The organism is Pseudoxanthomonas sp. CCNWLW251, assembly GCF_037402255.1.
Classification (GTDB): domain Bacteria; phylum Pseudomonadota; class Gammaproteobacteria; order Xanthomonadales; family Xanthomonadaceae; genus Pseudoxanthomonas_A.
Genome location: NZ_JBBEGA010000001.1, coordinates 363604 through 384679, shown reverse-complemented (window position 1 = coordinate 384679; position 21076 = coordinate 363604). Strand labels below are relative to the sequence as shown.

The 21076-nt window shown below is 66.3% G+C and carries 16 protein-coding genes and 1 tRNA gene; 11 read left to right on the top strand and 6 right to left on the bottom strand.

The features are described from left to right. Window positions 1-40: 40 nt before the first annotated feature. From thrC to WBN46_RS01745, 3 genes are all read left to right on the top strand, one after another. Window positions 41-1330, top strand: coding sequence for a threonine synthase (gene thrC, locus WBN46_RS01755; protein ID WP_337730066.1), 1290 nt, complete (start codon window positions 41-43; stop codon window positions 1328-1330). A 168-nt stretch (window positions 1331-1498) separates the two neighbouring features. Further along, window positions 1499-2539: a L,D-transpeptidase gene (locus WBN46_RS01750; RefSeq protein ID WP_337730065.1), complete on the top strand. Its 1041-nt coding sequence runs from the start codon at window positions 1499-1501 to the stop codon at window positions 2537-2539. 55 nt (window positions 2540-2594) lie between these two features. Next, on the top strand, window positions 2595-3332 hold the full coding sequence (locus WBN46_RS01745) for a murein L,D-transpeptidase catalytic domain family protein (RefSeq protein WP_337730064.1): 738 nt from the start codon (window positions 2595-2597) through the stop codon (window positions 3330-3332). 6 nt (window positions 3333-3338) lie between these two features. Here the strand turns inward: WBN46_RS01745 and WBN46_RS01740 are convergent, their stop codons facing one another. Beyond that, window positions 3339-4199 (bottom strand): MBL fold metallo-hydrolase, encoded by an 861-nt coding sequence (locus WBN46_RS01740; RefSeq protein WP_337730063.1) that lies wholly within the window; start codon window positions 4197-4199, stop codon window positions 3339-3341. 75 nt (window positions 4200-4274) lie between these two features. On the opposite strand from WBN46_RS01740, the gene WBN46_RS01735 reads away from it, so the two are divergent. From WBN46_RS01735 to WBN46_RS01720, 4 genes are all read left to right on the top strand, one after another. Further along, on the top strand, window positions 4275-4586 hold the full coding sequence (locus WBN46_RS01735) for a metalloregulator ArsR/SmtB family transcription factor (RefSeq protein ID WP_337730062.1): 312 nt from the start codon (window positions 4275-4277) through the stop codon (window positions 4584-4586). 10 nt (window positions 4587-4596) lie between these two features. Next, the gene (locus WBN46_RS01730; protein WP_337730061.1) at window positions 4597-5118 is read left to right on the top strand and encodes a rhodanese family protein; all 522 of its coding nucleotides are present in this window, start codon (window positions 4597-4599) and stop codon (window positions 5116-5118) included. A gap of 40 nt (window positions 5119-5158) precedes the next feature. Continuing rightward, the gene (locus WBN46_RS01725; RefSeq protein WP_337730060.1) at window positions 5159-5641 is read left to right on the top strand and encodes an OsmC family protein; all 483 of its coding nucleotides are present in this window, start codon (window positions 5159-5161) and stop codon (window positions 5639-5641) included. Between the two features lie 142 nt (window positions 5642-5783). Then, window positions 5784-6818, top strand: coding sequence for a LacI family DNA-binding transcriptional regulator (locus tag WBN46_RS01720; protein ID WP_337730858.1), 1035 nt, complete (start codon window positions 5784-5786; stop codon window positions 6816-6818). Between the two features lie 171 nt (window positions 6819-6989). Here the strand turns inward: WBN46_RS01720 and WBN46_RS01715 are convergent, their stop codons facing one another. Together WBN46_RS01715 and WBN46_RS01710 are read right to left on the bottom strand one after the other, a co-directional pair. Further along, a complete protein-coding gene (locus WBN46_RS01715) occupies window positions 6990-8666 on the bottom strand; it encodes an alpha-amylase family glycosyl hydrolase (protein ID WP_337730059.1) in 1677 nt (558 codons plus the stop codon). Then, the gene (locus WBN46_RS01710; RefSeq protein WP_337730058.1) at window positions 8666-10051 is read right to left on the bottom strand and encodes an MFS transporter; all 1386 of its coding nucleotides are present in this window, start codon (window positions 10049-10051) and stop codon (window positions 8666-8668) included. Before WBN46_RS01710 ends, WBN46_RS01715 begins: the two co-directional genes overlap by 1 nt. Window positions 10052-10425: 374 nt before the next feature. Here WBN46_RS01710 and WBN46_RS01705 point away from each other — a divergent pair, with 374 nt between their 5' ends. The 3 genes from WBN46_RS01705 to WBN46_RS01695 all read left to right on the top strand — a co-directional run bounded on the left by WBN46_RS01705 (window position 10426) and on the right by WBN46_RS01695 (window position 16073). Beyond that, window positions 10426-12042 (top strand): alpha-glucosidase family protein, encoded by a 1617-nt coding sequence (locus WBN46_RS01705; RefSeq protein ID WP_337730057.1) that lies wholly within the window; start codon window positions 10426-10428, stop codon window positions 12040-12042. A gap of 17 nt (window positions 12043-12059) precedes the next feature. Further along, window positions 12060-12986 (top strand): alpha/beta hydrolase-fold protein, encoded by a 927-nt coding sequence (locus WBN46_RS01700; RefSeq protein WP_337730056.1) that lies wholly within the window; start codon window positions 12060-12062, stop codon window positions 12984-12986. Window positions 12987-13304: 318 nt separating this feature from the next. Then, window positions 13305-16073, top strand: a complete 2769-nt coding sequence (locus tag WBN46_RS01695; RefSeq protein ID WP_337730055.1) for a TonB-dependent receptor — start codon at window positions 13305-13307, stop codon at window positions 16071-16073. A 423-nt stretch (window positions 16074-16496) separates the two neighbouring features. Here WBN46_RS01695 and WBN46_RS01690 read toward each other — a convergent pair whose 3' ends face one another. The 3 genes from WBN46_RS01690 to rnd form a co-directional block, all read right to left on the bottom strand. Beyond that, window positions 16497-17558, bottom strand: a complete 1062-nt coding sequence (locus tag WBN46_RS01690; RefSeq protein WP_337730054.1) for a DUF4238 domain-containing protein — start codon at window positions 17556-17558, stop codon at window positions 16497-16499. A 340-nt stretch (window positions 17559-17898) separates the two neighbouring features. Next, window positions 17899-17974: transfer RNA gene (locus WBN46_RS01685), tRNA-Ala, on the bottom strand. 17 nt (window positions 17975-17991) lie between these two features. Beyond that, entirely contained in the window at window positions 17992-19101 is a 1110-nt protein-coding gene (gene rnd, locus WBN46_RS01680) for a ribonuclease D (protein ID WP_337730053.1), read from the bottom strand. A 243-nt stretch (window positions 19102-19344) separates the two neighbouring features. On the opposite strand from rnd, the gene WBN46_RS01675 reads away from it, so the two are divergent. Then, entirely contained in the window at window positions 19345-21075 is a 1731-nt protein-coding gene (locus WBN46_RS01675) for a formylglycine-generating enzyme family protein (RefSeq protein ID WP_337730857.1), read from the top strand. The last annotated feature ends 1 nt before the right edge of the window (window position 21076 follow it).

The following is a 21076-nucleotide window of genomic DNA, read 5'->3' as shown; positions in this document are numbered from 1 at the left end:
GCCGCCTGGCAGGGCGGCTCCCCTACAGGTCACTTTCCAGATGAACTTCATTTCCACTCGACACGCCGCGCCCGTTGCCACGCTCAGCCAGGCCATCGCCGCCGGGTTGGCGCCCGATGGCGGGCTGTACGTGCCAGAAGCGCTGCCGCCACCTCGCGACCTGTCGCCGGGAAGCGATGTCGCGGATACGGCCGCCGCCCTGCTCGCGCCCTTCTTCCAAGGCGATGCACTGGCGGCTGAACTGCCGGCGATCTGCCGGGAGGCATTCGATTTTCCCGCGCCACTGATCTCGCTCGGGACGCCGGACGATTACGTGCTGGAGCTGTTCCACGGGCCCACGGCGGCGTTCAAGGATTTCGGCGCACGCTTCCTAGCCGCCGCGATGGCACGCCTGCGCCGGCATGAAGCCAAGCCGCTGACCATCCTGGTGGCCACCTCGGGCGATACCGGCGCGGCGGTGGCCGCCGCCTTCCATCGCCAGCCCGGGTTGCGCGTGGTGGTGCTGTATCCCGATGGTCGGGTGTCGCCACGGCAGGCGCACCAGTTGGGATGCTTCGGCGACAACATCACGGCGCTGCGGGTGGACGGTTCGTTCGACGACTGCCAGGCCCTGGTGAAGCGCGCCCTCAACGATGCCGACCTGCAGGCACAGGCGCCGCTCAGTTCCGCCAACAGCATCAGTCTGGGGCGCCTGCTGCCGCAGATGAGCTACTACGCGCATGCGGCGTTGACGCATCGTGCGGCGACCGGGCGGGTACTGAACCTCGTGATTCCCACCGGCAACCTGGGCAATGCCCTGGCCGCGATCCTGGCGCGTGCGCTGGGCGTGCCGCTCGGGCGCATTGCATTGGCGACCAACGCCAATCGCGTGCTGCCGGATTTCTTCGGCGGCGGCGACTACGCGCCGGCCTCAAGCATTGCGACCCTGGCCAACGCGATGGACGTGGGCGCGCCCAGCAACTTCGAGCGGTTGCGCTGGCTGTTCGGCGACGACGATGCTGCATTGCGCGCCGCCTTCACGGCGGCCCATGTCGACGACGCCACCATCCGCGAAGTGATCGCGCGGCGCTACCGCGACCACGGTGAGGTGCATTGCCCGCACACCGCCACGGCGATCAAAGTGCTGGAGGACCTGCGTGCACACGGCGAGCAAGGCGACTGGGCGGTGGCGGCCACGGCGCACCCGGCCAAGTTCGAGAGCGTGGTGGAGCCGCTGATCGGGCGGACCGTCGACGTGCCACCGGCGCTGGCCGAGCTGCTGGCGCGTCCGGCGCATGCCGATCCGATCTCCGCTGACTACGGCGCGTTGCTCGAGCGCCTGCTGCAGTAGTCCAGATCGCCGTTGTGGGAGCGATGTGATTCGCGACGTATCGCCGCCTGGTCGTTCGCGAATTGCGTCGTCCCTACAACCCGAGGTCGCGTCACTCAGGTCACCTGCCCGCCGAAGAGCGTCGCGAACATCGCACGAGGGTGCACCGTCCTGCGCTAAGCTCATCCGATGACACGATACTTCCTGCCCGCTTTCCTGTGGGTCGCGCTGCTCGTTGGTGCCGTTCCCCCCCTGGCGCGCGCGCAATCCGCCGTCTCGCCGCCCGATGTCCGCGCGCTGAAGCCGGGGGAGTTCCTCTGGTATCCGCAGATCGCGCCCGAGGGCCCCGTGGTGCTGGTCGTCAGCCTGGACGAACAGCGTGCCTACGTGTATCGCAACGGCATCGCGATCGGGGTGTCGACGATCAGTTCGGGCAAGGCGGGCAAGGACACGCCGACCGGCGTGTTCACCATCCTGCAGAAGAACAAGGACCACCGTTCCAACCTCTACAACAACGCACCGATGCCGTACATGCAGCGGCTGACGTGGGACGGCATCGCGCTGCACGGAGGCCATCTGCCCGGCTATCCCGCTTCGCATGGGTGCGTGCGCCTGCCGCAGGCCTTCGCCGAGAAGCTGTTCGGCATCACGCACTTCGGCGACTCAGTGGTGGTGGCGAACGCGAAGGCATCACCGGCCAGCGTGGTGCACCCGGCGGTGCTTGCACCGGTCACCTCGGGTGGCGAGGCGGCGCATCCGGAACTGTCGGCCTACGAGGTCTACTGGAATGAAGCGGCATCGCCGGAGGGCCCGGTCAGCATCCTGGTCAGCCTGCACGACCAGCGCGTGTCCGTGCTGCGCAACGGCGTGCTGATCGGTGCGGCGCCGTTGCAGAAGGTGGCCGATTTCGCCCTCAACGGCACGGTCCTGCTGGTGATGACCACGGAGAAGGAAGACATTCCCAGCCTGCTGGATCCCGAGCAGAAGGAGTACCGCTGGGTCGCCCATCGCGTGCTCGGCGAAGAAGGTGCGCCTATGCCGCCGCTGCGCTCGTTGGGCGATGCGTTCTGGATTCCCCAGGCTTTCGCACGCCGGCTGTACGGCATCCTGACACCGGGCACGACGGTGTTGCTGTCGGACCTGCCGGGCGTGCGCGCAACGCCAGCCGAACAGGGGACGGTGCCGGTCTTGGAATCCGATGAAGCCGGCCCCACACCGGTCGTACGCTGAGCCTTGCGGACGGAATCGGGATGCCGGCGTTTTCTTCCCCCGCCGGATGTCCGTCATGACCCCGTTCCGTCGCCTTCTGTCCTGCTGCATTGTCGTGCCGGGTCTCTCGCTGGCGGGCACGGCCACCGCCGGGCCACCGTCGCCGGGGTCTGCCGAACACCTGGTCGACGCGCTGCACCGCGCCGCGCCGGCGCTCGACCGGAAGGTGCTCTCGATGGCAGCCCGGGCGATGACGTGTTCGATCCGGCGCGGTGAACCTGTCCCCGCGCACCGGCTCAGCGTGATCGACTATTCGCGTCCCTCCACCCAGCCGCGCATGTGGGTGTTCGATCTCGAGCGCCAGCGCCTGCTGTTCGAGGAGTGGGTGGCGCATGGGCGCAATACCGGCGAGAACCTGGCCACCCGGTTCTCCAACGCCAACGGCAGCTACATGTCGAGCCTGGGCTCGTTCGTCACCCAGGAGTCCTACAGCGGTGCCAACGGCTACTCGCTGCGGCTGCAGGGGCTGGAGCCCGGCTTCAACGACAACGCGCGCGAACGCGCCATCGTCATCCATGGCGCACCCTATGTCAGCGATGCCCTGATCCGCGCCCAGGGGCGCCTGGGACGCAGCCTCGGCTGTCCGGCCGTGCGTGCGGCAGTGGCGCGGCCGTTGATCGACAGCATCCGCGGCGGCTCGTTCGTGTTCGCGTACTACCCGGATCCCGCCTGGCTGAAGCAGTCGCGCCTGCTGGGCGCGGACTGCGGCCAGGGCGTGGCCGCGCATCCCGCCCCGTCGGGCGCGGGCGGCTGACGCGCCTCAGATATCCAGCGGGATCTTCAGGTAACGCCGCCCGCTCGCTTCGGGCTCGGGCAATTGTCCGGCCCGGATGTTGACCTGCAGCGATGGCAGCAGCAACACAGGTGCCGCCAGCGTTGCGTCGCGCGCTTCGCGCATCTTCACGTAATCCTCTTCGGTCACGCCGCCGCCGATGTGCACGTTGCGTGCCTTCTCGTCGGCGACGGTGGTTTCCCACGCGTAGTGGTCCCGACCCGGTGCCTTGTAGTCGTGGCACAGGAACAGGCGCGTGTCGTCCGGCAGCGACAGCAGTGCGTGGATGGAACGGTACAGGGTGCGGGCATCGCCGCCGGGAAAGTCGGCGCGCGCGGTGCCGTAGTCGGGCATGAACAGCGTGTCACCGACAAACACCGCGTCGCCGATCCGATAGGACACGCAGGCCGGCGTATGGCCGGGGGTATGCATGACGCGGACCTCCAGCCCGCCGAGCGGGAACGTCTCGCCATCGCGGAACAACCGGTCGAATTCCCGTCCATCGCCGCTGACGTCGGCCAGCCCGAACACGGGCGCGAACGTGCGCTGCACATCGCGGATGTGTTCGCCGATGCCGATCGGTGCCCCGGTCTTCTCTTTCAGCCAGGGCGCCGCACTGAGGTGGTCGGCGTGCGCGTGCGTCTCCAGGATCCACGCAACCGTCAATCCCTGTTCCGCAACAAAGGCGAGCAGGGCATCGGCGGAACGGTGCGAGGCGTGGCCCGAACGGTGGTCGTAGTCCAGCACCGGGTCGATGATGGCCGCCTGCCGGGTGGCAGGGTCCCACACCACGTAGCTGACGGTGTTGGTGGCTTCATCGAACTGGGCGTGCGTGACGGGAATCTGCATGTGTCCTCCCTGGCGGGGTTGTTTTTTAATTTAGATTAGACTAAATTAAGAAAACACTAAAGTAAAGCGTGCCCGATGCCTTTCAGACAACGTGAACTGGACCAGATGCGTGCCAGCGCCGCAGAAGCCGCCGCGCTGATGCGTGCGCTGGCCCACGACGGCCGCTTGCTGGTCCTGTGCACGCTGGTCGCGCGGGGCGAGTGCAGTGCCGGCGCGCTGGCGCAGGAGGTCGGGCTCAGCCCGTCGGCGCTTTCGCAACACCTGGCGCGGCTGCGCGACGACGGGCTGGTGGAGAGCCGGCGCGAAGCGCAGACGGTGTACTACCGCATCGCCGATCCGCGCCTGGTGCGCCTGATCACGGTGCTGAAAGATCTCTACTGTCCCTGAGGGCAACACGGTGACGATTCCTTCGATTTCCCCGCAGCAAGCGCACGAGATGCGTGCCATGGGTGCCGTGCTGGTGGATATCCGCAATCCCGACGAACACGCGCGCGAACATATTCCCGGCGCCATCCTCTGGCCGGTCTCGCGCACGGGCATACCCTTGCAGAAGGGCACGGCCGCAGCGGTCGTGTTCCACTGCCGCTCCGGTGCGCGCACACAGGCCAATGCGGTACGACTCGCAGCGGCCGCCGGAGGCGATGCCTTCCTGCTGGAGGGCGGGCTGGAAGCGTGGAAGCAGGCAGGCTTGCCCGTGCGCGCGGATCGCACCCAGCCGATCGAGCTGATGCGCCAGGTGCAGATCGCGGCCGGGGCGCTGGTGCTGGCGGGCGTTCTGCTTTCTGTGTTGGCATCGCCGTACTGGCTGCTGCTGTCCGGATTCGTGGGGGCGGGGCTGGTGTTCGCGGGTGTCAGCGGATTCTGCGGCATGGCACGCGTGCTGGCATGGATGCCCTGGAATCGCCGCGCGACTGCATGATCCGGGCCATCGACCATTCCCCTTTCCAACGGAGTCTCCCATGAGCGAATCCCAGACGGTCAGCATCACCCTCGAGCAGGAAGACGACTACGCCTTCCGCATCCGCTTCGACGACACCACCATCGCCGAGCTGATGACCGATGAACCCGAGCCGCTGGGCAAGGGAGAGGGTCCGAACCCGACGCGGCTACTGATGTCGGCCGTGGCCAACTGCCTGTCGGCCAGCCTGCTGTTCGCGCTGCGCAAGTTCAAGAATTCACCAGGCAAGCTGGTGACGCATGCGACGGCCGAACTGGTTCGCAACGAACAGGGGCGGCTGCGCGTGGGACACATCCATGCCGACATCCGGCTTGCGGAAGCCGGCACGGCGCATGCGTCGCTCGAGCGCATCCTGGCCCAGTTCGAGAACTTCTGCGTGGTGACCGAAAGCGTGCGTCACGGCATCGATGTCTCCGTCAGCATCACCGATGCCGACGGCGTCCAGCTGCATGGCACCGCGCGGGCGGATCACGGCGAGTCCTGAGTTGCGGGTGGGGCGGGCTGCCCTTGTGGGAGCGACGCAAGGGAGGGGAAGGGCCGCGCACGCCTCGCGCTCCCGGATCGCCGCCAGCGTTCGGGCGTGGCATGATCCGGTCCTCCGCAGTCCGTATCCGAAGCCGTCCGTGATCGCGCCCATCAAGGGGAAAGCCACATCGCTGGACATCGCCCACCTGGCCGGCGTGTCCCAGCCCACCGTGTCGCGCGCGCTGCGCGGCAGCCCGATGGTCAACGAGGAGACACGCAAGCGCATCCTGGCCATCGCCGAGCAACTGAACTACAAGGTCGACAAGAACGCCTCCAACCTGCGTCGCCAGCATTCCGGCACCCTGGCGCTGCTGTTCTTCGAAGACCCCACCCCGGATGAGTCGTCCATCAACCCGTTCTTCCTGTCCATGCTGGGCAGCATCACCCGTGCCTGCGCGCTGCGCGGTTACGACCTGCTGATCTCGTTCCAGCAGCTGTCCAACGACTGGCAGGCCGATTACGAAGACAGCAAGAAGGCCGACGGCATCATCCTGCTCGGTTACGGAGACTACCTGGAGTCACGCGGCCGGCTGGAGCGGCTGGTGGAGCAGGGCACCCATTTCGTGCGCTGGGGCGCCGTGCAGCCGGATACGCCGGGTGTGTCGATCGGCTGCGACAACACCCAGGGCGGGCACGACATCACCGCCCACCTGATTGCGCAGGGGCGGCAGCGCATCGCCTTCCTCGGACATGCATCGAACCACTATCCGGAGTTCTTCGAGCGCTACCTCGGGCACCGGCAGGCCCTGGAATCCGCAGGCGTGGAAGCGGACACCGCCCTGCAGGTGGATGCCATCACCACCGAGCAGTCCGGCCATGAAGCCGCCTGCGAACTGCTCGCGCGTGGCGTGCCTTTCGATGCGATCTTCGCAGCCAGCGACCTGATCGCGGCGGGCGCGATGAAGGCCTTGCTCGAACGCGGCCTGCGCGTGCCGGAGGACGTCGCCGTGGCGGGTTTCGATGACATTCCGCTGGCCAGCTTCGTCAACCCCGGCCTGTCCACGGTGCAGCAGGACACCAAACGCGCCGGCGCCCTGCTGGTGGAAACCCTGCTGGCCCTGATCAACGGAGAACCGGCGGAGAGCCAGACCATCCCGGTCAGGCTGGCGCTGCGCGGGTCGACGGCTGCAAAGTGAGGGCGCCGTTGTAGGAGCGACGTAAGTCGCGACCGCGGCCCACACGCGTCAGGAAATCCCGATAACGCCAGCTTGCGGCACCTGCAGGTTCTCGCGCGATCCTGCGCCGATGCGGACCCAGGGTGGGTGGTCGCGACTTACGTCGCTCCTACAGTACAGAAGGCGCCGCCTTCAATCCGCCTTGGGCGCCTTGCGTGCCATCAGCTCGGCCAGGCGTGCGCGCGTATCGGCGCGCGTGATCGGCGCGTCCAGCAGGAACACGCGCACGCCGTGCGCAGGCACCTCCGCTTGCAGGCGGTTGCGCACGCGTTGGGTCTTGCCGGTGAACGCATCGCGCCAGGTGCCGGCCTGCAGGTGGTCGGATACCGACAGCTTCGCCGGTGCATCCGCCTTGTTCAGCAGCACCAGCGCGGTCTGGTTGACGCCTCCGTGCTGCAGCACGCGGTAGAAGATCGCCTGGTCTCCCTTCATGCGCACGTTGAGCTGGAGGCCGCGTTGCAGTGCGGGTGTGTCGCGGCGCAGTTGGGCGATGCGCTTCAAGGGGGCGAAGATCGGGCTCTGCGGCGCAGCGTCGATGCGATCCTGGCCGAAGTAGTTGCGATTTCCGGCATGTTCCGCGCGGCCACGCTCGAAGCCGGTTTCCGACCCGTAGTAGATCACCGGGATGCCGCGCGCGGTGAACAACCAGTTGTGGGCATCGATGAACCCCGCGTCCGTGGCGTTCATGCGCGCCATGTCGTGGTTGTCGTAGAAGGTCATCAGGTCGTACGGGTTCGCGTACGGGCCGTCTTCCAGGTACAGCGCCTTGCCGATCTCCTCGTATCTGGTGCCCGGCTTCTCGAAGGTTTCGGCCAGTTTTCCCTTCAGCGGGAAATCCAGCACGCTGTAGCTGCCATTGCGGGCCCAGGTGTGGCCGGCGATGCTGGCGGCGTCGTAGTTGAAGTTCTCGCCGAACATGAAGAAGCCCGGCTTCTTCGCACGCATGCGGTCGGCGAATTCCTTCCAGAACGCGTGCGGCATCCAGGCGATGGTGTCCACGCGGAACGCGGCCGCGCCCTGGTCGATCCACTGCTCGTAGGCGCCGACCAGGTACTCCATCACCGCCGGATTGTTCTCGTTGAAGTCCGAGAGCTGCGCCAGTCCGCCGCCGGTGTTGTAGAACGCGTGCATCGGTTTGCGGCGCGGGTCCAGTCTGTCCGGGTCGAGGTTCTGATGGTCGGCGATCAGCTTGCCGTCCTTGTCCCAGATCTTGCCGTACTGCGGCTGCATCTTCGGCATCGAATACGCGGGCGAGCCGTGATTGCCGACGATGTCGAGTACCACGTCGAGCTTCTGCTCCTTCATCGCCTTCGTGAAGCCGGCGAAATCCAGTCCTTCGCTGGGCAGGTGCTCGTCCAGCCTGTAGAAGTTGATGCCCCAGTAGCCGTGGTAGCCGGTCTTGCCGCAGTCGGTGAACATGCCGGCCCACTTCACTTCTTCGCCGCCGGTGAAGGCTTCGTCCGGGTTGTCGATGATCGGCGTGATCCACACCGAGGTGAAGCCCAAGTCGCGGATATAGCCCGCGTTGTCGAGTACGCCCTTGAAGTCGCCGCCCAGGTAACCGACGTTGTCGGTCTGGCCTTCGGGCGCACCGGGGGTGGCGCGGTCGAAGGTCGGGTTCTTGCCGCCCTGGTCGCGATGGTCGTTCGACGGATCACCGTTGACGAAGCGGTCGGTCAGCACGAAGTACACGGCTTCCTTCGCGAAGGGCTCGGTGGTGCCGTAGAACTCGTCGGCGGCCAGCACGGTGCATGGCGCGTACAGCAGGACCGCCAGTGCGGCGGCGAGCGAACGGTGGGTGTACTTCATCAGTGGGCCTGCGAGGAAATGGGGGCGGCGGCGTCCGGGGTTTCGTGCACGCGGGCCAGGGCCAGGGCGGCCAGCAGCAGGCTGACGCCGCTGATGACCAGCGCGAAGATCGCTTCATTGGCGAAGAATGCGCGCAGTGCCGGGCCCAGCAGCGTGGCCGCGACGATCTGCGGGACCACGATGAACATGTTGAAGATGCCCATGTAGATGCCCATCTTCTCCGCCGGCACATGGCTGGACAGCAGCGCGTACGGCATCGACAGGATACTGGCCCACGCCACGCCCACCAGCGCGAACGAGGCGATCAGCCAGGCCGGGTGCGGCACCCACCACATCGACAGGAAGCCCACGCCGCCGAGGACCAGCGAGCCCGCATGCACGGCCTTGCGATTGAGCGGGAAGCGAGCGGCATAGAAGCTGAGCAGCAGCGCCACCAGCATCGACGACAGGCCGTAGTAGCCCATGTACGAGCCCACGAGGTCGGCAGCATCCTGGAACGCCGCATTGGCCGACTGGAAGGCCGCTGCCTGTGCAGGCACCGCCGTGTCGAATGCCGCTGGATCCGGTGCCGGCGCGTTGAAGACATGTTCCGTCAGGCCCGGCGTGGCCATGCTCCACATCGCGAAGAACGCCAGCCAGCTGAAGAACTGCACCATGCCCAGGCGCCGCATCTGCGCCGGCATGTGCGCGACATGCCGGGCGATCTCGCTGGCCACGTTGCCCTGCGCACGCTTGTCGGCGTGGAAGCGCTCCAGATCGTCCGGCGGATACTCGCGCGTGGTCAGGATGGTGACCAGGATGCTGGCCATGAAGACGAAGGCGCCGATCGCGAAGGCGATCTTCACCGACGGGGGCACCACGCCCGGGCCCGCCTCGTTGGACACCCCGAGTTGCGTGATGAACCACGGCAGGTTGCTGGCGACCCACGTGCCGATGCCGATGATCAGGGTCTGCAGCACGAAACCGTAGGAGCGCTGGCTCTCCGGCAGCTTGTCGGCCACGAGCGCACGGAAGGGTTCCATGCTGATGTTGATGCTCGCGTCCAAGACCCACAACAGGCCGGCCGCGATCCACAACGTGGGCGAGTGCGGCATGAAGACCAGCGCGATCGAACTGAGGATCGCGCCCGCGAGGAAGTAGGGGCGCCGCCGTCCCAGTCGGGGATGCCAGGTGCGGTCGCTGAAATAGCCGATGACCGGCTGCACCAGCAGGCCCGTGAGCGGCGCTGCGATCCACAGCAGCGGCAACGCGTCCTTCTCCGCACCCAGGGTCTGGAAGATCCGCGACATGAAGCCGCCCTGCAGCGCGAAACCGAACTGGATGCCCAGGAAGCCGAACGACATGTTCCATATCTGCCAGAAGGACAGGCGGGGCTTGGCGGTCATCGGGGTCCCTGGCAGTGCGATGCGGTCGGAAGTGGGCACGCGAGGTGGCGGGCGTGGCGGCATCTTGCAGGCAAGCGCGGACGATTCCATGCTGCACCGCAAACAATGCGCGCATGCGCGACACCGAACGTCTGCTCCGCTCTTTCGCGCGTGCCCAACGCAAAAGTCCTTGTGCCACATGGCTTTCAGGGCAGCATGCGACCTTCGCCGGTGATCGGACGCGCGCACTGCATGGCGCACGCGTCATGTCATCTGCATACGTATTCATGCACACCCATGACGACCTCCGCTCACACATGCCGGTGGCTCGTGGAATAGTGGCGCCCGCCGAGCGCACCGGAGGGGTGTGCCGCGCATTGCGGACGGGTGCATCGATGACGAAGAACAACTGGTGGCGTGGCGCGGTGATCTACCAGATCTACCCCCGCAGCTTCCTGGACACCAACGGGGATGGCGTGGGCGACCTGCCGGGCATCGTCGAGAAGCTCGACTACATCGCCGGCTTGGGCGTGGACGCGATCTGGATCTCGCCGTTCTTCAAGTCGCCGATGGCGGACTTCGGCTACGACATCGCCGACTACCGCGATGTGGATCCGCTGTTCGGCACATTGGCCGATTTCGATCGCCTGCTCGCCAAGGCGCACTCACTGGGCGTCAAGGTGATGATCGACCAGGTGCTGAGTCACTGTTCGGTGGACCACGCGTGGTTCAAGGAGAGCCGCGAGAACCGCACCAACCCCAAGGCCGACTGGTACGTGTGGGCCGATCCGAAGGAAGACGGCACACCGCCCAACAACTGGATGTCGCTGTTCGGTGGCGTGGCCTGGCGCTGGGAGCCGCGCCGCGAGCAGTACTACCTGCACAACTTCCTCGCCAGCCAGCCCGATCTGAACTTCCACAATCCGGCGGTGCAGCAGGCCACGCTGGACAATGTGCAGTTCTGGCTCGACAAGGGCGTGGACGGCCTGCGGCTGGACGCGATCAACTTCTGCTTCCACGATGCGCAACTGCGCGACAACCCACCCAAGCCGAAGGAAAAGCGGGTGGGGCGCGGCTTCAGCCCCGACAATCCGTACGCGTACCAGTACCACTATTTCAACAACACGCAGCCGGAGAACATCCCGTTCCTGGAGCGTTTGCGCGGCCTGCTGGACCGCTATCCGGACGCGGCCGCGCTGGGTGAAATCTCGTCGGAGGACTCGCTGGCCACCACCGCCGAGTACGTCAGCGACCAGCGCCTGCACATGGGCTACAGCTTCGAACTGCTGACCGATGACGGCAGCGCCGCCTACATCCGCGACACGGTCGAGCGGCTGGAAGCCGCGATGGTCGAAGGCTGGCCCTGCTGGGCGGTCTCCAACCACGACGTCCAGCGTGCGGTCACGCGCTGGGGCAACGGTGATGCGTCGCCGGCCCTGGCGGCGCAGCTGGTCGCCCTGGTGTGTTCGTTGCGCGGCTCGGTCTGCCTGTACCAGGGCGAAGAACTCGGGCTCCCCGAAGCTGATGTGCCCTACGAAGCATTGCAGGATCCCTACGGCAAGACGTTCTGGCCGAACTTCAAGGGCCGCGATGGTTGCCGTACGCCGATGCCGTGGAACGGTGGCGAGCAGGCCGGCTTCAGCCACGGCAATCCGTGGTTGCCGATCCCCGCGGAACACCGCGCGATCAACGTCGCCGCGCAGGAAGCCGATGCCGGCTCCATCCTCAACCAGGTGCGGCGCTTCCTCGCGTGGCGACGCAGCCAGCCTGCATTGCGGGTGGGCAGCATCCGCTTCCTGGATGCCCCCGAGCCGGTGCTTGCCTTCGTGCGCGAGACCGGGGGCGCGGCGATGCTGGTGGTGTTCAACCTGTCGTCGCAGGAGGCCTCGTGGGCATTGCCGGGGGGCATCGTGCCGCGTGCGGTGGACAGCCACGGCCTGCCGTCCGGCACCCTGCAGGATGGCGGGCTCATGCTCCCGCCCCGCGGCGTGTACTACGCCCTCATCGACTGAATCAACGGGACGCGGCGATGGGCATATGCCTGGGCAGGATCGGGATCGCGCTGTTGCTGCTGGCCGCGTCGTTCATCGCGCAGGCGCAGGAGCGCGCAGCCTCCATCGCCGCCGCGCAGGCGGTGACGGGCGAGGGCGTCACCGGCACGCTGCTGCGCCACGCGCAGTTCCCTTCCCGCCATGTCGCGGCGAGGAACGTGGACGTCTGGCTGCCACCGGGCTACACGGAAGCGGATGGCACACGCTATCCCGTGCTCTACATGCACGATGGGCAGAACGTATTCGACCCGTCGACGTCCTACACCCGCGTGGACTGGGGCGTGGACGAGGCGATGACGCGCCTGATCGCCAACGGACATGCGCGCGCGGCCATCGTTGTCGCCGTATGGAACACGCCCAAGCGCCTGCAGGAATACATGCCGCGCAAGGCCATCCACGGCGAGACGTTCATTCCCACGCCAGGCGATCCGCCGTTTCCGACGGCCGAGATCATCGCCGACGACTATCTCGCCTTCCTCGTCACCGAGCTGAAGCCGTTCATCGATGCGCAGTACCGCACGCTCACCGGCCCGGCGGACACGTTCGCGATGGGGTCCAGCATGGGCGGTCTGATTTCCGCGTATGCGGTGCTGGAGTACCCGCGGGTGTTCGGCGGGGCAGGGTGCGTATCCACGCACTGGCCGATCGCCGGTGGCATCGTCGAAGGCTATCTGGCGCAGCACCTGCCTGCGCCCGGCGGCAACCGCTTCTACTTCGACTATGGCACCGAAGCCATCGACGCGATGTACGAGCCCTACCAGCAGCGTGTCGACAGTGTGATGCGGGCGCGTGGGTATCGTCCCGGCACGGATCTGCTGAGCCACCGTTACCTGGGCGCCACCCACAACGAGGCCGCCTGGCGCGACCGCATCGAAGTGCCGCTGGGTTTCCTGCTGCGGCCCTGACAGCAGCGGACATCCACGTCCCTCGCGCCTTTCACGCGCACCCCCATGACCGCGTTGCGCATGCGGAGACCTGTTGCCTGAACGACTGCGGCGATGCCTTGCATCGTGCATGTGCGCGGTCGACCGTGCGCGCGGAACGCGTGTTACATCACGGCGTGGAATATGCATGAATACGTATGCAGCGCGGATTGTGCAGCTGCGTGCGCCACTACCATTGCCGCACGTTTCGGGGCACCTGCCCCTGGCGTGGCAGACCCGGGCGATCGCATCGTGCGACGCACCCGGTTCATCGCATACAACGTCCTTGGAGAGGGGAACATGCAACTCAAGCGCAACCTGCTGAGCGCGGCGTTGGCGTCCGCCATCGCGCTCACCGCGACGGGCGTACAGGCCCAGACCGCCGAAACCGCCGCAGAACAGAACCAGCAAGCCGAGGCCACCGAACTGGACACCGTGGTGGTGACGGGCATCCGCCGCGGCATCGAGAGCGCCATTTCGGTCAAGCGCGATTCCACCTCCATCGTCGAGGCGGTATCCGCCGAAGACATCGGCAAGCTGCCGGATGTCAGCATCGGCGAATCCATCGGCCGTCTGCCCGGCTTGGCCGCGCAACGCGTCGCGGGTCGCGCGCAGGTGATCAGCGTGCGCGGCCTGTCGCCCGACTTCTCCACCACGCTGCTCAACGGCCGCGAGATGGTCAGCACCGGCGACAACCGCAGCGTCGAGTTCGACCAGTATCCGTCCGAGCTGGTCGGTGGCGTGACGGTGTACAAGACGCCCGATGCCGGCCTCATCGGCCAGGGCCTGTCGGGCACCATCGACATGCAGACCGTGCGCCCGTTGAGCTTCGATGCGCCGGTAGGCACCGTCGGCGTGCGCGGCCAGCGCAATTCGCTCGGCGCGGCGGCCGATGCGTCCGCCTACGGCGAGCGCATCAATGCCAGCTACATCACCCAGAATGAAGCGCGCACGTTCGGCTTCTCGATCGGGTATTCGCACACCACCACGCCGATCCAGGAAAACCAGGTGGGCCTGTATGAGCCGTGGCAGGCCATCGGCGACAACTGGCGCCCGGGCGTGCCGGCCGGCACGTTCTATTCCGACGGCATCAAGGCGCTGCGCCGTACCGGCGAAACCAAGCGTGATGGCGTGATGGCCACGGTGCAGTTCCGTCCGTCGAATGCGTGGACGAGCACGCTGGACCTGTTTCATTCGGAAGCCGAGCAGGTCGATACAGCCAATCAGTTCGAAGTCCATATCGGCGACTACAACGGCACGAATGATCCGAACAAGATCCGACTGATCGTCACCAATCCGAGCATCAACGGCAATAACACCTTTACCGGGGGCACGGTCGGCAACGTGTATCCGCTGGTGCGCGGCATGTACAACCGTCGCGAAGACGAGATCAATGCCTTTGGATGGAACAACGAGTTCACGACGGGCCAGGTGCGCATCATCGCCGACGTAGGCTGGTCGCGTGCCAAGCGCGACGAACTCAATCTCGAGAACAATACGCAGATGCTGCCGTTCCCGCAGTTCGACACCCTGCAGCTGCAGATCCGCAACAACGGCTTCTCGCAGATCAATCCGGGCCGCGACTACTCCGATCCGAATTCGCTTTACCTGACCAACACGATTTACGGATCTGGTTACGGCAAGGCTCCCAAGGTGGTCGACGAGCTTCGGACGGCGAAGCTGGCGGCCTCATTTCCCGCGCCAGCCTTCTTCACGGACATCGATGTCGGTCTGAACTATGCCGACCGCGAGAAGAACAAGCGTCAGCCCGAAGGCAACATCGACCGCGGCCCGCAGGGCGACACGACCATTGCGTCGGACCTGCAGTACCGTCCGGTCGACCTCGGCTTCGCCGGTATCGGCTATATCCCCTCCTGGAACGTTCCGGAAGCAGTTGCCCGCTACATGATCTTCAGCCCGAACGCGATCGCTCCGTATCTCGTCGCGAAGTCGTGGGATGTCAGGGAGAAGACCAGCTCCGCTTACATCCGCGGCAACATCGACACCGAGTGGGGCGGCGTCAGCGTGCGCGGCAATGCCGGCGTGCAGGTCCAGCACGTCGACCAGGCTTCCGATGCGATCAGGCTCAGTGGCGGCAGCAATCCGCAGCCCATCCACATGGGCAAGACCTTCACCGACGTGCTGCCGAGCATGAACCTGGCGTTTGGTTTCGATAACGACCAGACCCTGCGTGTCGCGCTGGCCAAACAGGTGGCGCGCCCGCGCGTGGACCAGCTGCGCGCCTCGCTGGAAGTGACGGCGTCCGACGGCCCGGACCAGAACAACGGCACCGGCCTGCGCAACAGCTTCGCCAGCGGCGGCAATCCGATGCTGGATCCGTGGCGGGCGTATGCGTTCGACGTGTCGTACGAGAAGTACTTCGGCACCAAGGCGTACGTGGCCGCGGCGTATTTCTACAAGGATCTGCAGACCTACATCTACACGCAGACCGATCCGTTCTACGACCTGTCCGCTTACACGTCCGACATCCCGCCGCACCCGAACTTCCCGGGCGTAGGTGTCAACCCGACGGGCAGTTACTCGCGGCCGGTGAACGGCGAGGGTGGCACGCTGCAGGGCCTGGAGCTGTCGGCATCGCTGCCGTTCGACATGTTCAGCGATGCGTTGCAGGGCTTCGGTGCGGTGGCCAGTGCCACGTTCAACGACAGCAACATCCAGATCCGCGACCCGGAGAGTGCGTCCAGCGTGGGTGCAGGCGATATCGATCTGCCGGGCCTGTCCAAGCGGGTCTACAACCTGACGGTGTACTTCGAGAAGAATGGCTTCGAGGCGCGCATCAACCAGCGTCGGCGTTCGGACTTCATCGGTGAGATCGGCAACTTCAACGGCAACCGCACGCTGCGCTACGTGGTCGGCGAGAACATTACCGACGCGCAGGTCAGCTACTCGTTCCCGGACGGGCATGCGCTCAGCGGCCTGAGCGTGCTGTTCCAGGCCAGCAACCTGACCGACGAGGCCTACCAGACCTACGCCGGCACCAAGGACCGTCCGCTGGAATACGTCGAGTGGGGCCGCAGCTACCTGCTGGGCGTCAGCTACAAGTTCTGATTCACGCGATACTTTGCTCTCCCAGCCCGTCGGCCCCGTGCCGGCGGGCTTTTTCTTTGGGGGCAAGGCCGGCGCTGCAGGATTGGCAACAAGAAAGGGCAAGCGTACGCCTGGCCTTTCGGGTGTTTTGGTGGGTCAGGGAGGATCGAACGCCCGGCTTCGTCATTGCGAATGACGCCTAACCATTCAGTCGTACGGGGTTAAGTCCTTTTGGATCATCTGGATGCCCGAAGTTCTCGCGCCTTGCGCCCATGTGTAAGGGGCCGGAGAGCCAATCGCCTGGTCCTCTGAGCTAATGGTCCTGGGATGCTGATGGGTGGCGGTTGATGCCTGTTTATCAGTGCTTCGGGTCCATCAGAAGGAATGTCGTTGTCTGACCGACGAAATCAGGCTAGCAGAGGATCAGCAGGGCGCAAGGGAAGCTCAGTCGTTCGGTTGGCTCAGGGCTAGGATGATTTCTTCCTCGGTTTCGATGGGGACCAGCGAGCCGATGGCTGCCCGAAGTTCATTCAGCCCGCACCCTGTGTCGCGGTCGCTGATGAAGAACTCTAATGACAGGGATGCGCTAATGCGGTTGATGTCTTCCACGCTTAGGTGCGTCGTTGAAGTTGGCAGCCTGGCGATGATGCATCTTGTTGGCGAGACAGGGAGATACACTGCCTCCGTTGCCACATCATTGGAGATCGCGCCCAGCACTAGCCTGGGCTTTCCGTCAGAGAACATTGCAACGGGGCCGCAATCGCCTAGGATGAAGAACTCGTCAGACTGGGTGTCTACTAGGTCAAACACCATGTCGGTGGCCATACGGTTAGCACGTATGGGCATTGCCGGATCCTTAGCTAGCGCTTTCAAGTACGCGTCGTCAGCGATGGTGTTTGCTTCAGTGCGGGCTCTGGACAGAAATGCATGCACCATTCCCCAAGCTTCGGCAACCAGTTGAGCCTCGTTGGTCGCGACATAGGACTTCCACTGCGAGCTGATGAAGCCATAGATCTTGGTACGCTGCTCTCGATGCGCATGGCCGAAGCGCTTGTTCACCTCTGCGTTGATGAGGCGCTTTTGCTCCTTGGGGTCCGTGAGGCTGGCCATAAGATCACGACGAATGCGCATGGGATCGAGCAGCTTCAAGCGCAGCGCTTCAAGAAGCGCAGGGAACAGCCCCGCCAGCGCTTCACGCATGGACTTCGTGCGGAACGACAGTGCACAGATGAGGGTCGCCAAGTCCATGGGGGGCACGGCGTCCCCCCGGTTGATGGCCTGCACGGTTGCGGCCAGCGCTCCCTCGCCTTGGGTAATGGCGTCGTCCAGGCTCGTGTCGTTCGGGTCGCCGTAAAAATCCAGCTCCTTGCCTAGCCCGCTGGTGTTAGGTGTGAATCGCCCTCTGGTCCGATGGTGTGCATGGACATAGAACTCCTTGCCCTTCTGGCGGTAGGCAAACGGGCGTTGGATGAGCTGGGGTAGGTAGTGATGTTTGCGGCCGGACATGAGTTCCATCCGAGCTTATGAACGGACCCCAGCGTACGACGCTTTCCGTGGGTCTAGGTGACGATCCAAGACCTTGTGTCCAGCGGGCTGCACCCGAAGCAGCAAACCACGCACCAGCGCGTCCCTGACTTCGTAGGGGCGATCCTTGGGTAGGGTTGTTGCGGCGATCTTCTTGGTCAGCTGGACACGGATGTTTGCGGCTCGTTTTCCATAAGTTCGGCTTAAGCCAAAACATAGGTGGGGCTGCGTATCGGTGCTTGCACGAGGGCCGTCCGCACCCACTGTCGGATCGGTTGAGTCCTTGAAACAGAAAGCCCCGCCGAAGCGGGGCTTTGAATGTTGGTGGAGCCAGGGAGGATCGAACTCCCGACCTCGTCATTGCGAACGACGCGCTCTCCCAGCTGAGCTATGGCCCCACAAGAGCGGCGCCATTCTAGCCCGCGGCCGCTTCCTGTGCCAAGCCCGAGCGGGCCAGGATGGGCGCCAGCGTGGGCTCCAGTTCGCCGCGCCGCCAGCCCGACAGGGCGGCGGGCCACTGGCCCGATTCCTGCAGCGCCTCCAGATACCGGCGCGAGGCCAGAACGCCGTCCGGCAGGCCGAGTTCGGCGCTGCGGGCGGACACCGCATCCTGCAGGCGCTTGACCTGTGCCTTGTCGCCATCGGTGGCGTTGCGCGCCAGCGGCATGCCGGCTTCGTCGTCCAGCGGCGTGGACAGCGTCTGCCAGATGGCGTCGGCCAGTTTGCGGGGCGCCTTGGGCTGGGTGTCGAACAGGCGCAGCAGCGCCGCCTTGTCCACCGGCGGCGTACGGGCGAGGCCCACCGCGAGCTCGTTGTCCAGGATCCAGCTGCGCGGCTTGTCGCTGGCGCGGGCCTGCGTTTCGCGCCAGCGCAGCAGGCGCACCAGCCGCCGCTGCGCGTCGGCATCGAGGAACTGCGCGCTGCGCATGGACAGGTGCGGCCAGCGTTCGCCCTCGTCGTGCGCCGCGTTCTCCACGAAGCGGGCACAGTCTTCTTCCAGCCACGCAAGGCGGCCACTGGATGCCAGTCCGGTCCGGAGCGCGTCGTGCACCGCGAACAGATAGCGCACATCGTCGGCGGCGTAGTGGAGTTGCGACTCGCTCAACGGGCGGCGCAGCCAGTCCGAACGGGTCTCGCCCTTGGGCAGCACGACGCCGGTGATGCGTTCCACCAGCTTCTGGTAGCCCAGACCGGCGGCCACCCCGCCGATGGCAGCGGCGATCTGCGTATCGAACAACGGCGTGGGCAACGCATTGCAGGCGAACTTGAACGCGACCAGGTCTTCACTGGCGCTGTGCATGACCTTGGTGATCGTGGTGTCCAGCAGCCACGGCCTCAGCGCATCGGTCATGCCCGGCACCAGGGGGTCGACGAGCAGCACGTCGTCGTCGATGGCGATCTGCACCAGCGCCAGCTGCGGCCAATAGGTGCGTTCACGCACGAACTCGGTATCCAGGCCGATCCGCGTGGGCCGGCGTTGCAGCTGCGCGTCCAGCGCGGTGGGGGTGTCGATCCAGTGGGGCACGAAATCTCCGCGTGATGCGTGGTTTGCTCAGTCAGGGGACAATAACCTAAGGTCCGGGCTCAGCCCGTATCGTCTGCCGGTAGTGTCTGCCGGCATTCTCTCACGGGGGCTGCTGGCTCCCATCACGGAGGGTGTTTGCGCGCGATCCTTGCCGCCTTGTTGATCTCGCTGCCGTGGCTCGCCGCGTGTTCGCGCGATGCGGCGACGCCGGACGAAGCGGGTGCCGCCGCCGATGCCGTACGCATGCCCAGCGTGACGGTGACGGGCGATGACAGCGGCGTGGACGAACTGAACTGGCGCCCGCCCGCCGTGGCCCTGGTGCCCGGCGATGCCGCTGACGCACACCGGCGTGCGGCGCGTGCGTTGTCCGAAGGCCGCCTGTTCGATGGGCCGGACGACGCGATCCCGCTGTACCTCGCACTACAACGGCTCGATGCCGGCGATGCGCGCGCGAAGACCGGCCTCGGCCGCAGCCTGGATCGCCTGCTGGACCAGGGCGCGCGGGTGATGCGCCATGCCGAGGACCGCACCGAGGCCCTCCGTCGCGCACGGCAGATCGCCGCCGTGGCGCGTACCGTGGCCCCGGCCGATCCGGCGGTCGTTGCCTATCTCGCGCGGGTGGACGAGGCCGATCAGCTCACCCGCCTGAACGTGGCCAGCGAACGCGCCCTGCGCGAAGGCACGCTGGGCGAGAACGGCGGCGGCGCACTGGCGGGTTTCCGCGAAGTGCTGAAGTGGAAGCCGGGCCAGCCGCGCGCCATGCAGGGGCTGGCCGCCGTGGAGAGCGCCATGATCCGCCGCGCGGAAGAAGCCGCGCTGGCCAGCGACTTCGACACCACGCGCCTCTGGCTGGACCACGCCGCCAAGGTCCGCGAGGACGCGCAGACCGTGGCCGATGCGCGCGTGCGCGTGGAAGCCATCCGCATGGCGCGCATCGCCGAACTGCGCGATGCCGGCGTGCGCGACATGGCGACGCCGCTCGGGCTGAAGGAGGCACGCGTCAAGCTGGCCGAGGTGTTGCGCATCGCCGAGCCCGGCAACCGCGTGGCGGCCGATTTCCGCCAGCGCATCGACCTGGCCACGCACTACGGCCTGTTCCGTCCGGGCCAGGCGTTCACCGACGCGCTGCACCATGGTGGCCGGGGGCCCGCGATGGTGGTGGTGCCGCACGGTGGCTTCAGCATGGGCGCGGGCGAGGACGAAAAAGATGCCGCCGATGCCGAGAAGCCCGCCCACTACGTGCGTTTCGATCGCGGGTTCGCGATGGCGCGGCACCCGGTGACGGTGGGCGAATTCCGCCGCTTCGTGGAAGCCACCCAGTACCGTCCACGCGCCACGCGCCGCGGCCATTCCATCGTCTACGACGAACGCAGCGGCAATTTCGTGCGTCGCAGCGGCGTGGACTGGCGCTCGGACTACACCGGACAGCCCGCCAGCGACGACATGCCGGTGCTGCACGTCAGCGTGTACGACGCCGAGGCCTACGCCGAATGGCTGGCCGGGCAGACCGGGCACGGCTACCGGCTGCCCAGCGAGGCCGAGTACGAATACGCCCTGCGTGCCGGCCGGCAGGGCCGCTATCCCTGGGGCAGCGGACAGCCCCCGCGCGGCGTGGCCAACCTGACCGGGGGCAACGACCGCTCGCCGAGCGGGCGCACCTGGAACAACGCCTTCGTCGGTTACGGCGACGGTTACTGGGGCCCGGCGCCAGTCGGGCGCTTCCGTACCAACGCCTTCGGCCTGAAGGACCTAGATGGCAACACCAGCGAATGGGTCGCGGACTGCTGGCATGCCAGCTACCGGCGCGCCCCGGCGGATGGGGCGGCGTGGTTCAATCCCGGCTGCCGGTCACGGGTGGTGCGCGGCGGGTCCTGGGCCAGTTCGCCGGCGCAGGCACGTGCCGCGTGGCGTTCGTCCTCGGATTCGGATATGACTAATGCGCGGGTGGGCTTCCGCGTCGTTCGCGGCATCTAGC

Bases quoted from the DNA above. Each gene is read 5' to 3' on its own strand.
- WBN46_RS01690 (WP_337730054.1), bottom strand. From the start codon at position 17,558: ATGTCCGGCCGCAAACATCACTACCTACCCCAGCTCATCCAACGCCCG.
- WBN46_RS01750 (WP_337730065.1), top strand. From the start codon at position 1,499: ATGACACGATACTTCCTGCCCGCTTTCCTGTGGGTCGCGCTGCTCGTT.
- WBN46_RS01695 (WP_337730055.1), top strand. From the start codon at position 13,305: ATGCAACTCAAGCGCAACCTGCTGAGCGCGGCGTTGGCGTCCGCCATC.
- WBN46_RS01700 (WP_337730056.1), top strand. From the start codon at position 12,060: ATGGGCATATGCCTGGGCAGGATCGGGATCGCGCTGTTGCTGCTGGCC.
- WBN46_RS01715 (WP_337730059.1), bottom strand. From the start codon at position 8,666: ATGAAGTACACCCACCGTTCGCTCGCCGCCGCACTGGCGGTCCTGCTG.
- WBN46_RS01675 (WP_337730857.1), top strand. From the start codon at position 19,345: ATGCCCAGCGTGACGGTGACGGGCGATGACAGCGGCGTGGACGAACTG.
- WBN46_RS01725 (WP_337730060.1), top strand. From the start codon at position 5,159: ATGAGCGAATCCCAGACGGTCAGCATCACCCTCGAGCAGGAAGACGAC.
- WBN46_RS01705 (WP_337730057.1), top strand. From the start codon at position 10,426: ATGACGAAGAACAACTGGTGGCGTGGCGCGGTGATCTACCAGATCTAC.
- thrC (WP_337730066.1), top strand. From the start codon at position 41: ATGAACTTCATTTCCACTCGACACGCCGCGCCCGTTGCCACGCTCAGC.
- WBN46_RS01735 (WP_337730062.1), top strand. From the start codon at position 4,275: ATGCCTTTCAGACAACGTGAACTGGACCAGATGCGTGCCAGCGCCGCA.
- WBN46_RS01745 (WP_337730064.1), top strand. From the start codon at position 2,595: ATGACCCCGTTCCGTCGCCTTCTGTCCTGCTGCATTGTCGTGCCGGGT.
- WBN46_RS01710 (WP_337730058.1), bottom strand. From the start codon at position 10,051: ATGACCGCCAAGCCCCGCCTGTCCTTCTGGCAGATATGGAACATGTCG.
- WBN46_RS01740 (WP_337730063.1), bottom strand. From the start codon at position 4,199: ATGCAGATTCCCGTCACGCACGCCCAGTTCGATGAAGCCACCAACACC.